Source organism: Neobacillus sp. BP17 (assembly GCF_059579525.1).
Genome location: NZ_CM184198.1, coordinates 2290449 through 2303164 on the forward strand (window position 1 = coordinate 2290449; position 12716 = coordinate 2303164).

The following is a 12716-nucleotide window of genomic DNA, read 5'->3' on the forward strand; positions in this document are numbered from 1 at the left end:
ACACAATTGGAGGATAAAAAATTGACCAGAACTGAACTATACCATCCCAAACCGAAACATTCCTTCATAAAAAGTTTATTTATTTTAATAATCATGTGCTTTGTAGTAACTGTCGGATTCTTTGTATTTCGGCACTATTATCAAAACACAATTAAAATTGAAGCTCCGATTGAAAACCCAGGACCAAAGGTGGTAATTCATCTGCCAAATGGGCAAAAGGTATATACCTATGAAAATTTACTTTTCGAAAAAGATGGAAAAACCTATTATAAAGGCGAGCGGAATACGATTGATTTAACAGGTGGTATTGTTGACTATGAAGAGTGGAAATAAACAGCGACTTGGGAAAAGAAAGGACTAGCGGCAGGAGCTAGTCCTTATTTCATGCCTGTCGCACCTGATCAGATGCATTTGCTTTTATTATTTAAACCATCCTTTTTTCTTAAACCAAAGAGACATGCCCATTGCAACTAAAATCATTAGAATCAGCGTAGAAATAAAACCATATTTCGACGATAGCCCAGGCATATAGCGAAAATTCATTCCGTACAATCCAGCGATGAAAGTGAGGGGCATGAAAATCGTGGTGATCACGGTTAAAACCTTCATGACATGATTGGTTTGATGTGAGTTAAGTGAAATATAGCTGTCACGGATATCTGTGGTAAGTTCACGGTTTGCCTCAATCATTTCTGTTAACTTCAGTAAATGGTCATGAATATCAGAAAAGTATTCCCTTTTTCCCTGGATGAATGTAAGTCGCTGTGAATTTAGGACTCTGTATATAAGATCGCGCATCGGTGAAATGGTGTGCCTCAATGATAGTAGATGGTGCCTTGTATCAAATAAATCCTCCAGCAATGCCTCCATGGATCTTCCTCTAGGATTCTCGTCAATCTCAGTTAATCGTTCTTCGAGTTTAAAGACTTGTGGGAAATAACTATCAACCATTTTATCAAGTACAAGGTATAGTACATGTGTTGGCTCCCACTTTTTAATGTTAGTGGACTCAGTAAATCGTTTCCATACTGCCTCGATTTCAGTTGAAGGGCTAAGGTGAAAGGAAACGATAAAGTTTTCACCTAAGAAAAAATCAATCTCGTCTCTTTTAAGTGTTTGGTGATTTAGGGATTGTGTAATAAAAAAAGTGTGGTCCTCGTAATAATCCAACTTAGGTCTTTGTAAATGATTAATACAATCCTCGATCGCCAATGGATGGAAATGAAAAGGATCTCGTAGATATTCGATTTCCTCATCAGTTGGCAGATGAAAATCAACCCAATACCATTTATATTCCCCTTTAAGCAAATCATCGATTTTGATATCGTTAACCAATTCATAATTTTTATTTACAGCAATTGTCTTAATCATAATAACTCCTTATCTTGAATGACCATCCTCTTTTATAGGATGGTATAATTTAGGAGAAAAATACCTTCTAAAGAGGAGTATATTAAGAAAGAAGTTGTTGAGAGGTAAAAAAATATACATTGTAGATAAGGGGCAAATGAATAAAAAAGAAGCATTCTAAAAGTAGAATACCTCTTAATTTTATCTTTAAATATTACACACTAGGTGAAGTTTCTTTATTCCTCATCGCTTGTGGTATGTAAACACAGAAGGGTTCACTTTCCATATAGTCCCCAGTAACTGCATAGGTACGCGAACGAGAGCCGCCGCACATTTTGTTATATTCACAGATGCCGCATTTTCCTTTGTAGTGATCTGGCTTGCGTAGTTCTTTAAATACTTTGGCCTCTCGGTAAATTTCAGCGAGCGGGGTATCACGGATGTTTCCACCAACGATTGGAAGTAATCCACTTGGCATGACATCACCAATATGAGAGACAAATGCAAAGCCGTTGCCATCATTTACACCTTTAGGTGCACGCTTTAAACCATCATGCATAGAAGCAAAATCAGTTGTAATGGAATCTTCGTAATGAATTTCGCCTTTTTCAATCAATTGTTCTCGTGTTTTTTGTTGCAATACAACTCTGCGGTAATGCTGGGCTGCCGTTGTTTTGATATCATAGGGAGCCGTTTTGCTCAATTCATATAACCAACGGAACACTTTTTCATGTTCAGCAGGAGAGATACAAGCGTCCATTTGTCCTCTGCCTGTAGGAACTAGCAGAAAGATATACCACATGACTGCGCCAAGTTCGCCGACAAGCTTTGCCATCTGTTCAAGCGAATCATAATTATAAAGAGAAATGACGGTATTGATTTGCAGCGGCATATCTAATTCGTTTAAGTACTTAATTTTTTCAACGGTTAGATCAAATGACCCTGGAGTCCCACGGAAGTGGTCATGTATTCCTGGGGTTGGACCATCTAAGCTAAAGCCCCAGCGAGAAAGTCCGACATCCTTGAACATTTTCATTTTTTCTTTGGTAACATTAGCAGTAGCACTTGGTGTCATCGAAACACGCATGCCTTTTTTGATCGCATAATCAGCAAGCGCATAAAGGTCTTCTCTCATCATACAATCCCCGCCTGTAAATACGAGCATTGGATTGTCCATTTCATAGATTTGATCGATTAAATTAATTCCTTCATCATGTGTTAGTTCGCGTGGGTCTGGAGTAAGCTGCGCATCAGCACGGCAATGAACACACTTAAGTTGACAAGCTCTTGTGACTTCCCAAATAACAATAAATGGATTCTTGTCATAATCAATTACAGTTCGCATTCCATGAGGATGCCCCATAGCATGAGGATGTCCTTTCCCTAATCCTTGCATCATCATCACCCAAATCATTATGATTTATAAAACTATAAAGATTGTTTCTATAGGTTTATTATAGGTTTAACAGACTAGAGTGCATGGTAGGATTGTTACAATATTTCTACATTACTCGTATGAATAATCAGATTTCTCTTAATCCCTTAATCATCTTTTTTATTACATTTATGTTTCAAAAATATTATTAAAAATAAAATTCTTATGCAAATCGTTACATAAATAGGATTGAGGAACAGTCTGTTTGTAATATTAAAGGTCTTCCTTTCCAATACTATTATTTTTTGCCAAGTAAGCCATATCTTTGGGGATTCAAACAACCCTTAAAATTCGTTTATGATGGTATTACAAGAACGAAATGAAGGGGTTCAACGATGAAAAAACATCTATTATCTATCGCAGCAACGGCGGGGATCCTGTTTTCTACATATGCTGGAACGGCAAGTGCACACGAAAACATTTATACCGTACAGTCAGGAGACACACTTTGGAAAATTTCACAAGCTAATAAGGTCACTGTAGCAGATTTGAAAATTTGGAATCACCTAACATCTGATTCTCTTAATGTAAATCAAAAGCTGACCTTATTAGCACCACACAGCCATGAAACGGCAACGATATCCTATACCGTTCAAAAAGGGGATACATTATACCTAATCGCTTCTCGTAATAAATTATCCGTTGCTCAGCTTAAATCACTGAATAATCTTACAACTGATACGATTTATGTTGGACAAGTCTTGAAACTTACTACAAGTGGGATTTCAACACCAGTGCCTGCTCCAACGGTATCAAAGGCGCAAATGGTAATGGATGAAGCCAAAAAATACATTGGGACACCGTATTTATGGGGCGGAAATACACCTGGTGGTTTTGATTGCAGTGGATTAACGAGTTACGTGTTTAATAAGGTAGGAGTATCAATTCCTCGGACGGCAGCCACTCAATGGTCCGGAATGAAGTCTGTCAGCACCCCAAAACCCGGAGATTTAGTATTCTTTGAAACATATGCTCCAGGTCCTACCCATGTAGGGATTTATTTAGGCAACAACCAATTCATTCAAGCGGGTTCAAAAGGTGTATCCATCGCAGATATGACAAATTCCTATTGGAAACCAAAATACCTTGGTGCGAGAACAGCATTTTAATAGATAAGCAGGAGAGGGCCTTTTCAACACGAAGGGCTCTTTTATTTTTCCAAAATTAAAAATATAGTATGATAGGATTAATCAAAAAATGAAGTGAATGGAGTTGTCGGATGTTTAAAAGAGTATTAAGTATAGGGATTCTACTGTTAATCATAGCAATAGGTTTATTTCAAAAGGATGAATTACTTCAGCTTTTGAAACAAGGGGGAGCCCTATCTATTTTGATTAGTATGCTATTAGTAGCAATTTGTGTTTTTTTTCCTGTCATTCCATTTCCAGTTCTAGCAGGAACAATTGGTGCGGTATTTGGAACTTCTCAAGGGGTGATTGTATCCTTAACAGGAGCCATGGTAGGAACAATGGCATTCTTTTTCCTATCTAGGTATGGTTTTCATGATTATGCTCAGCAAAAACTAATGAAATATCCGAAGGTTCAAGAATACGATGAGTTTTTAAACAAGAATTCCTTTGTGGCAATCTTAACCTGTCGATTAATTCCAATCATACCGGCACCGGTTGTTAATATCGTGTGTGGTTTAAGTCATGTCAAATGGCTAACTTTTTTTACGGCATCATTCATTGGGAAAATACCAAATATTCTTCTGTTATCGTATGCTGGTGCATTATTTAGTAACAACAAGCTCTATTCTTTTGGAATATATGGAGTATATTTGATTATTATTTTTATCATTAACTTTATAATTATTTATCGAAAACAAGCAAATAAATCAATGGATTAAACGACTTCTCGAATGTTTAAATCATTTTGTTTTTCAACTGAGATGACTTCCTTGAAAAAGCTTTTTAGGATAAGCCATTTAGCTGGATAACTGTAAATGAAATCTTCCATCACCTGTGAGGAATAGTATAAAAAACAATCGATGCTTACTTTTTCCTTTTTTAAGTCGTAAAGAAGCGCATGTGGAATGGTGTAATAGTCATTCAATTGATAAGGATTGAATTTTACGACTTGAATTTTTTGCTCATTGATAAAATTTTTTAAAGATTGTTCTTGAATGGCTATACTTTCTTCCTTGTTAAGTCCATCCAAACAAATACGATCATTGATAAAATAAATACCCTGCATCACATAACACCCCGATTTTTTTTCTTAATTGGTATTGTTATTGACAGGGTTTAGAGGAAGTATACTTCCTTTTGAAAATACATATGGAGAGATAAAAAATGATAAGTGCTGCAATACATGGATTTATTCTAGCTTTTGGGCTCATTCTGCCACTTGGAGTCCAAAATGTGTTTATTTTTAATCAAGGGGCGATGCAGTCGCGTTGGATTTATGTCCTACCAGTCGTTTTGACGGCTTCCATTTGTGATACACTACTTATTTCATTAGCTGTTTTTGGTGTCTCGGCGGTTGTTTTAGGGATTACTTGGATTAAAATGGCGTTAGTGCTTGGGGGAATTCTTTTCTTACTATACATGGGAAATTCTACGTGGAAAAGTAAACCTAAAGACGAGAAAACAACAGGTGATACATTTTCACCCCGAAAACAGATTATGTTTGCTGCTTCAGTTTCTTTATTAAACCCTCATGCAATCATGGATACCATTGGAGTAATTGGTACTAGTTCTTTATCCTATTCGGGCTCAGCCAAAATTACCTTCATGGTGGTTTGTATTTTGGTTTCCTGGCTTTGGTTCTTTGGCCTGTCGATCGTAGGGAGATTGGTAGGTAAGGTAGATTCTTCAGGGAGATTTATTCTTATTTTAAATAAAATTTCCGCCCTAATTATGTGGGGAACGGCGATTTATCTTATGATTTCTTTTTAACGGAATAGGTATTCTTATTATTATTTGGAAGATATATTTGAGAATGCTATCGATGGTTTATGTAGAATCTATTCTTGGGTTGAAAATTCAATCCTAATTTTCCACGATAAATGGTTTTCACATCCAAAACATTGGAGGTAACGCACACATGCAAACCATTCAACATTCGATTACACACATTAATCAATGCCGTCAACTTGCTCAGCAATTAATCCAACAGACACAACAAGCAAATCATCAATACCAACAAATGCTTCAAAATGAACAACAAAATACACAGTTGCTAGAGCAAATGATGCAAAAGGAAAGAATGGCAGTTCAAACCATTCAGCAAAGCCTTCAAGGGCATGAGTTAGCAATCCAAAGATGCCAAGAGGTAATTGCGCAGTGTAATCAAATGGAGAGAGAACTATCTGGACAAGCGGGATCAGTTGGATTTCAAACCCAAACGTATATGAACCCTGTTTTCCAAGCACAGCCGTTTCAAAACTATCAGAACCCTTCTTTCCGTCAATAACGAAAGTCTAAACAGCAACAAAAGCACGCATTTAAGAATGAATGCGTGCTTTTTCCATAAGAAAAAAATTACCCAGCTATTGGCTGGGTATGCAAAACTAATCTATATTTTAAGGGGGCGGAGGTTTAAGGTTCTTCCGTGAACCTATTTATAGGATAAGGGATAAATATTAATAAATTATGAACGAAAGATTAATAGTATAAGAAAAGGTGATAAAATGAGAGATTTTCATTGTTGCGCCACATGCAGGCATTTTAAAGCAGAGAAAAGGGCAGAGGGAATGCACTATTTTTGTAGTCGTTTAGGCTTTGAAACAAAAACGACCTACAAATTTAATTGCTGGAATCCGAAAGAAAATATTAAGAAAATGATTGATAATAATAGGAAGGATATTGATACTCAAGGATGAGTTACACTTTTTTCTATATTTAATGACAAATATACATTGTCCTCCTGTCATTATCATGTTACTTTCATCAATATTAATTAAGGTAATTGAAGGTAGGGAGTGAATTCTAATGGCTGCAACACATGTTTTTTCAAAGAAAGAAGAACTAGCGAATTCAATCACACACGGAATAGGAGTAATGCTTAGTATTGCTGCCTTAGTTATATTGATTATATATGCTTCCCTGTACGGGAACGTCTGGCATATCGTAAGTTTTACAATCTTTGGTGTAACAATGTTTATTCTTTATATGTCTTCAACATTGCTCCATAGCTTCCCGGAAGGAAAGGTAAAGGATCTTTTTGAGATTTTTGATCATTCTTCTATTTACTTCTTTATTGCCGGTACCTATACACCATTTCTATTAATTGTAATTAAAGGGGCGCTGGGCTGGACACTGTTTGGAGTTGTTTGGGGACTGGCGATTGCTGGCACCGTCTTTAAATGCTTTTTTGTGAAAAAGTACCTTTTTACCTCTACGCTTCTCTATGTAGTCATGGGGTGGTTAATTGTTTTTGCATGGAAACCTTTAGTAAATAATCTCTCTCCACAGGGTATGACCTATTTAATTATTGGCGGTGCCCTTTATACACTAGGTGCCATATTCTATGTTTGGCGAGGGTTTAAGTATCACCACGCGGTTTGGCACGTGTTTGTGTTGGCCGCAAGTGCAGCCCACTTTTTTTGTGTGTTATTTTATGTTTTGCCAATAAATTAAAAGAAACAGCTCTCACACGAGGCTGTTTCTTGTTACATATATTTTTGCTATTATACATGCCGCATTTTTCTAAAATTCAACGTCTCTCGTGAAAACCATAAGCTCATTAAAAAGCTGATGATTCCAATAACCAGTAAAACCTCCCCGATGATTTTCATACTTTCCGCAGTAATGTTTTCTCCAAAAATTAACCCTAAAATGATTGATGCTAGAATTGAACCTAAATATCGGCAAGTTTGAAATAGGCCGGAGGTTGTCCCAATGATTGCATTTGGACTTTCCTTAACCATCGCTACTTGAAGTACAACATTTCCAATACCATAACTTAAGCCCATGATTGATAATATAATCCCAATACCAAGATAAGAGGATTGAACAAAAAACAACCTAAAAGACAGCGCACCTAAGATTGATAGAGATGCCCCTACCATAATCGGCTGGTTTACACCTGAACGATCGATCCATTTTCCAGTGACAGATGAAATAATTATGCTAACACCGGACATAAATAACATTAACATACCGCTCAATTCAACACCTAAACCCAAACCTTCTTGAAAATAACTAGGCAAACCGAAAAATAAACAATAGAAAAAAATATTCAAAAAGATAAACTGGATATACACCATTGAAAGCTTAGGATGTTTTCTGAAAATGCGAATGTCGATAAATGGTTCTGTAACCCTTAATTCTCTCCGAACAAATAATCCGAAAAAGATGATTCCAACAATTCCGGAAAGATAATGTATATTCGCATCAAAAGATAACAAGAACCATAAAAAGAAGACCATTCCTGCAGCAAAATAACCTATTCCAAGAAAATCAAGATGAGAAAGTAATCTCTTGATATGAGACTTATCCTGTTTCATATCTTTAGGAAACATAAACCAACCTAATATTAAACTGAGGAGAATAAATGGGAAATTGACCCAAAAGATAGCTGGCCAATTCCCTAACACAATTAAGAAACCACCGATTGTCGGCCCAAGTGCGACCATCGCAGAGGCAAATATTGATAAAACGGCAAGGGCTGAAGCTTGCCTTTCTTTAATATGGTCGCGAATTAACGCCATTCCGGACGGGTAAATGGCACTAGATCCAATTGATTGAAGCAGCCTCATTGCAAGTAACATCAGAAAGGAGGATGCAAGCGGGGCACCGAGCGCGGACATGGCAACTACAATAAGTCCTGTTAAGAAGGTTTTTTTTCGGCCAAAGATATCACCGAGCTTTCCCGTCACTGGCTGTGCTACTGCACTAGCTAAATAGAAACTGGATATTAGCCAGGAAACCGTTGAAAAGGAAAGGTGAAAATCTTTCTGAATGCTGTGTAATGCTAATGCAATCATAGATGAGTTAAGCGGATTTAACATCGTTCCTGTGGCAACCGCTGTTAGAAATAATGTTCGATTTTTCTTCATAACGTCTTCCTTTACTAAAAATAGAATTAATATACTTTTTGCAATATCTGTAACATCATACCAATTAATAGTATATTTCAATAGAATAAAAAAAGAAATTGTTTGAATTTGTTGAAATGTACATTAAATATGATTGATGTTAGGTTTTACACAAACTGGATATTTACTCATTCTAGGAATAGCCCCCCATAAATATAAATAGGATAGATATCCACATATATGTGGGGGGAGGGATGGAATTGGAGGTTATTGGGAAAAGCGTCATTCGCAAAGAGGCTCTTGATAAGGTGTCAGGGCGGGCAAAATATACACATGATTATCATTTCAATCCGATGTTATCTGGCAAAATGGTCATTAGTCCTTATGGCCACGCGAAGATAGTGGAGATTGATACATCCGAAGCTTGGAAGATTAATGGGGTTAGGGCCATCCTTGCTGGAAAGGAATACCCATTAACAGGGGAAGCCATCCGGGACCGGCCCCCTATTGCATATGATAAGGTTCGCTACCATGGTGAAACGGTTGCACTTGTTGTAGCTGATTCACCAACACAGGCTAAAATGGCTGCTGACCTGATTAAAGTCCAATACGAATTGTTGCCGGTCGTAAACTCACCGTCCCAAGCATTTGAAAAAGGAGCCCCCTTAGTCCATGAAGACTTAAGTAAATATAAAAAAGAGGATGACTCGCATCCGGTGCCTGACACCAACATTGCTTCCCATATAAAAATTCGTAAAGGTAATATGGAAAAAGGGTGGGCGGAGACTAACACATTGGTAGAAGCAAGTTATTCTTTTTCTCCTTCTGACCATGCGGCAATGGAAACAAGATGTGCCACTGCCGAGATATTGCCTGATGGAAATATCATGATTACTACTTCCTCTCAAGCTCCATTTATGGTGAAAAGACTGATTGCTGATTATTTTGGTGAGGATATGGGGAAGATTATTGTCCACACACCGCTTGTAGGTGGTGCCTATGGGGGAAAAGCTGCCGTTCAGCTGGAAGTTCTGGCCTATCTAGCCTCAAAAGCTGTTGGCGGTAAACCTGTTGAGATCTTCAATTCGAGAGAAGAAGATATCTTAACTTCTCCTTGTCACATTGGTTTAGATGCAAAGATTAAGCTTGGAGCAGACAGCAGCGGTAAAATTAGAGCAGCAGAAATACGTTTTTTATGGGATGGAGGAGCCTATTCCGATAAAGCGATAGATCTTACAAGGGCAGGTGCTGCCGATTGTACCGGACCATATAACATTCCAAATGTCTGGTGTGATTCCTATTGCATGTATACAAACCACCCATATGCATCACCATTTAGAGGCTTTAGCCATTCCGAACTTTCCTTTGCCATTGAAAGAACCTTGGATTTACTTGCACAAAAATTAAAAATGGACCCGCTTGAACTTCGGTATATAAATGCGATTAAACCTGGACACACCACCCCGACAAGGGTGCGATTAAATAAAAGTAATGTCGGTAACTTACAACAGTGTATTGAGAGAGTAAGAGATTTAATCAAATGGGATGAAGGTACGGTTAAAGATGTAAACGAGCGATTTGTGAGAGTAAAGGGCGTCAGCTGCAGCTGGAAAACATCGACGATTGATCCCAATGCTCCTTCAGGAGTGATATTAACATTTAACCGAGATGGAAGTATCAATTTACTTTCTGGTGTAATTGAAATTGGAACCGGAACGAAGACTGTCCTTGCTCAGATGCTTGCAGAAAGGCTGAAGATGAGTGTGGATAAGATACATGTTCGGATGGAAGTGGATACGCAAACAACACCAGAGCATTGGAAAACTGTCGCTAGCAGAGGAACATTTATGGCAGGAAGGGGACTGCTCGAAGCGGCGGATGATGTGATCAAGCAATTAAAGGGAATTGCTTCGACCGTATTAAGAGCACCGACAGAAGATCTTGTGGTAGCTAACAGTCGAGTCTTTTTGAGGGATGATCCATCCATCGGAATTCCGATTAAAGACATCTGCTATGGTTATCAATATCCAAATGGAAATTCAATCGGCGGACAAATTATTGGCAGAGGGAATTATATCCTGCGTCATCTTACCCCTTTGGATCCTGAGACTGGAGCTGGTAAGCCGGGCCCTGAGTGGACAGTTGCAGCCTATGGTGTAGAAATTGAATTTGATAAAAGAGATAATACCTATCGGCTATTGAAAGCTTGTACCGTGGTCGACATTGGGCGAGTTTTAAATGAAAAAGCGGCATTGGGCCAGGTAATGGGTGCGATGAGCATGGGATTAGCTTTTGCTGGCAGGGAAACGTTTTATTTTGACGAACTCGGCAGGGTTCTTAATCCCCAACTCCGAACGTATCGCCCACTTCGCTATGGTGAAAATCCAGAATATTTAGTGGGATTTATAGAAACACCGCAATTAGATGGTCCGTATGGGGCTCGAGGTGTGGGGGAGCATGGATTAATGGGCATGCCTGCTGCACTCGGTAATGCTTTGTCTACAGCTGCCGGGGTTTCACTACATCATCTGCCGCTTATTCCTGAATTAATTTGGAAGGCAAAGGAGGCGCAGAAAAATGCTTCCCTTTGAGTTTGATTATTTTAAACCTGCAACATTAAAAGAGGCAGTCGATTTATATCAGTATTTAGATAAAGGTGGAAAGAAACCAATGTTTTTTTCAGGAGGGACGGAATTAATCACTCTTGGAAGAATCGAACTAGCGTATACCGAGGCGGTTATTGACATAAAGGATATCCCTGAATCCAAGGTTATGCGGGTAAGCGGTGATCATTTGCTGCTAGGCAGTACTCTTTCACTAACCGAGATCGAAGAGGCAAATCTTTTTCCATTATTAACGAAAACATCAAGTGAAGTTGCGGACCATACAGCACGGGGGAAAATTACTTTAGGTGGGAATATATGTGCACGAATTTTTTACCGAGAAGCTGTTTTACCATTTTTACTAGCGGACAGCAAAGTATTAATTGTTGGCCCCGAAGGGAAAAAAGTGGTGCCAATTAATGACATCTTTCAAGAGCAGCTTCAATTAAAAAAAGGAGAATTTCTTGTCCGATTAGCAACAGAATCCCAGTTTATTGCTGCGCCATTTATTAGTATCAAACGCCGTCAACAATGGGATACTGGCTATCCATTAATTACAGTAGCCGCATTAAAATTGGGGCAGGAGATACGGGTTGCAATCAGCGGCTTGTGCCCATTTCCGTTTCGGTCAAAGGAGTTGGAATCTTCTTTAAATAATAAAGAACTTCCGTTGACTCAAAGAATTACTGATGCCCTTGCTAAGTTACCGAAGCCAATTTTAGATGATGTTGAAGGGTCAGCTGAATACAGACTTTTTGTATTACGGAATGTTTTGTCAGATGTTTGTTCTGCATTGGCTCCTGTTGGTTCTTGAGAATGATAGATTAATTGCAGAAAGGAGGGGGAGCAGTGAAATCACACACGATTATATTGGACATAAACGGAGAAAAGCGCAGCATCATGGTAAGGTCTGCCGACACACTTTTATATGCAATTCGAGGTAAACTTGGACTTACAGGCGCAAAGCCTGGGTGTTTGAACGGGGATTGTGGTGCTTGTACAGTCAATATTGATGGATGGCCGATGAAATCATGTTTAATGTTAGCTGTTGAAGCGGAAGGTAAGAAGATAACAACGATTGAGGGGTTAGAAAATACACCCATTCAGCAGGCATTTGTCGATAATTTTGCCTTCCAATGCGGCTACTGCACTCCGGGATTTATTATGAACTGTCATTCGTTAATCAAGCAGCATCCAGATGCAGATGATAACATGATTAAGGAATGGCTGGAGTCAAATATCTGTCGCTGCACCGGTTATGCAGAAATTGAAAGGGCAGTGAAATCAGTTCTAAGGAAAAATATGTAAGTGGATAAATGGAACAAAAAAGGATGCCATTCATTGG

At 38.3% G+C, this 12716-nt stretch carries 13 protein-coding genes; 9 read left to right on the forward strand and 4 right to left on the reverse strand.

Features of this window, described 5'->3' with window-relative positions; genetic code table 11:
• The first annotated feature begins 21 nt into the window (after positions 1–21).
• A complete protein-coding gene (locus tag AC4QJR_RS10960) occupies positions 22–333 on the forward strand; it encodes a hypothetical protein (protein WP_098575283.1) in 312 nt (103 codons plus the stop codon).
• An 87-nt stretch (positions 334–420) separates the two neighbouring features.
• Here AC4QJR_RS10960 and corA read toward each other — a convergent pair whose 3' ends face one another.
• On the reverse strand, positions 421–1371 hold the full coding sequence (gene corA / locus AC4QJR_RS10965; protein WP_496526185.1) for a magnesium/cobalt transporter CorA: 951 nt from the start codon (positions 1369–1371) through the stop codon (positions 421–423).
• Positions 1372–1564: 193 nt separating this feature from the next.
• Positions 1565–2695: a TIGR04053 family radical SAM/SPASM domain-containing protein gene (locus AC4QJR_RS10970; RefSeq protein ID WP_496526186.1), complete on the reverse strand. Its 1131-nt coding sequence runs from the start codon at positions 2693–2695 to the stop codon at positions 1565–1567.
• A 425-nt stretch (positions 2696–3120) separates the two neighbouring features.
• On the opposite strand from AC4QJR_RS10970, the gene AC4QJR_RS10975 reads away from it, so the two are divergent.
• Together AC4QJR_RS10975 and AC4QJR_RS10980 are read left to right on the forward strand one after the other, a co-directional pair.
• Positions 3121–3894 carry a C40 family peptidase gene (locus AC4QJR_RS10975; RefSeq protein ID WP_496526187.1) on the forward strand — a complete coding sequence of 258 codons (774 nt, stop codon included), beginning with the start codon at positions 3121–3123 and terminating at the stop codon, positions 3892–3894.
• 110 nt (positions 3895–4004) lie between these two features.
• Positions 4005–4634, forward strand: coding sequence for a TVP38/TMEM64 family protein (locus tag AC4QJR_RS10980; protein WP_496526188.1), 630 nt, complete (start codon positions 4005–4007; stop codon positions 4632–4634).
• On the opposite strand, the gene AC4QJR_RS10985 is transcribed toward AC4QJR_RS10980, so the two are convergent.
• Complete coding sequence (locus tag AC4QJR_RS10985; RefSeq protein WP_496526189.1) at positions 4631–4981, reverse strand: hypothetical protein; 351 nt, start codon at positions 4979–4981, stop codon at positions 4631–4633. The genes AC4QJR_RS10980 and AC4QJR_RS10985 overlap by 4 nt on opposite strands.
• Positions 4982–5079: 98 nt before the next feature.
• On the opposite strand from AC4QJR_RS10985, the gene AC4QJR_RS10990 reads away from it, so the two are divergent.
• From AC4QJR_RS10990 to trhA, 3 genes are all read left to right on the forward strand, one after another.
• Positions 5080–5685: a LysE/ArgO family amino acid transporter gene (locus tag AC4QJR_RS10990; protein WP_496526190.1), complete on the forward strand. Its 606-nt coding sequence runs from the start codon at positions 5080–5082 to the stop codon at positions 5683–5685.
• A 148-nt stretch (positions 5686–5833) separates the two neighbouring features.
• Positions 5834–6202: a hypothetical protein gene (locus AC4QJR_RS10995; RefSeq protein WP_496526191.1), complete on the forward strand. Its 369-nt coding sequence runs from the start codon at positions 5834–5836 to the stop codon at positions 6200–6202.
• A gap of 518 nt (positions 6203–6720) precedes the next feature.
• Complete coding sequence (gene trhA / locus AC4QJR_RS11000) at positions 6721–7368, forward strand: PAQR family membrane homeostasis protein TrhA (protein ID WP_098575292.1); 648 nt, start codon at positions 6721–6723, stop codon at positions 7366–7368.
• Positions 7369–7418: 50 nt separating this feature from the next.
• Here the strand turns inward: trhA and AC4QJR_RS11005 are convergent, their stop codons facing one another.
• Positions 7419–8870 (reverse strand): MFS transporter, encoded by a 1452-nt coding sequence (locus AC4QJR_RS11005; RefSeq protein ID WP_496526192.1) that lies wholly within the window; start codon positions 8868–8870, stop codon positions 7419–7421.
• Between the two features lie 152 nt (positions 8871–9022).
• On the opposite strand from AC4QJR_RS11005, the gene AC4QJR_RS11010 reads away from it, so the two are divergent.
• The 3 genes from AC4QJR_RS11010 to AC4QJR_RS11020 are packed head-to-tail and all read left to right on the forward strand — an operon-like array spanning position 9023 to position 12679.
• Positions 9023–11359, forward strand: a complete 2337-nt coding sequence (locus tag AC4QJR_RS11010) for a xanthine dehydrogenase family protein molybdopterin-binding subunit (RefSeq protein WP_496526193.1) — start codon at positions 9023–9025, stop codon at positions 11357–11359.
• Positions 11346–12185: an FAD binding domain-containing protein gene (locus AC4QJR_RS11015; RefSeq protein WP_496526194.1), complete on the forward strand. Its 840-nt coding sequence runs from the start codon at positions 11346–11348 to the stop codon at positions 12183–12185. Before AC4QJR_RS11010 ends, AC4QJR_RS11015 begins: the two co-directional genes overlap by 14 nt.
• A gap of 35 nt (positions 12186–12220) precedes the next feature.
• On the forward strand, positions 12221–12679 hold the full coding sequence (locus AC4QJR_RS11020) for a (2Fe-2S)-binding protein (RefSeq protein ID WP_496526195.1): 459 nt from the start codon (positions 12221–12223) through the stop codon (positions 12677–12679).
• Positions 12680–12716 lie beyond the last annotated feature (37 nt).

Coding starts and splice junctions, on each gene's coding strand:
- AC4QJR_RS10985 (WP_496526189.1), bottom strand. CDS start 4,981: ATGCAGGGTATTTATTTTATCAATGATCGTATTTGTTTGGATGGACTT.
- AC4QJR_RS11015 (WP_496526194.1), top strand. CDS start 11,346: ATGCTTCCCTTTGAGTTTGATTATTTTAAACCTGCAACATTAAAAGAG.
- trhA (WP_098575292.1), top strand. CDS start 6,721: ATGGCTGCAACACATGTTTTTTCAAAGAAAGAAGAACTAGCGAATTCA.
- AC4QJR_RS10970 (WP_496526186.1), bottom strand. CDS start 2,695: ATGCGAACTGTAATTGATTATGACAAGAATCCATTTATTGTTATTTGG.
- AC4QJR_RS10975 (WP_496526187.1), top strand. CDS start 3,121: ATGAAAAAACATCTATTATCTATCGCAGCAACGGCGGGGATCCTGTTT.
- AC4QJR_RS11010 (WP_496526193.1), top strand. CDS start 9,023: ATGGAATTGGAGGTTATTGGGAAAAGCGTCATTCGCAAAGAGGCTCTT.
- AC4QJR_RS10995 (WP_496526191.1), top strand. CDS start 5,834: ATGCAAACCATTCAACATTCGATTACACACATTAATCAATGCCGTCAA.
- corA (WP_496526185.1), bottom strand. CDS start 1,371: ATGATTAAGACAATTGCTGTAAATAAAAATTATGAATTGGTTAACGAT.
- AC4QJR_RS10990 (WP_496526190.1), top strand. CDS start 5,080: ATGATAAGTGCTGCAATACATGGATTTATTCTAGCTTTTGGGCTCATT.
- AC4QJR_RS10980 (WP_496526188.1), top strand. CDS start 4,005: ATGTTTAAAAGAGTATTAAGTATAGGGATTCTACTGTTAATCATAGCA.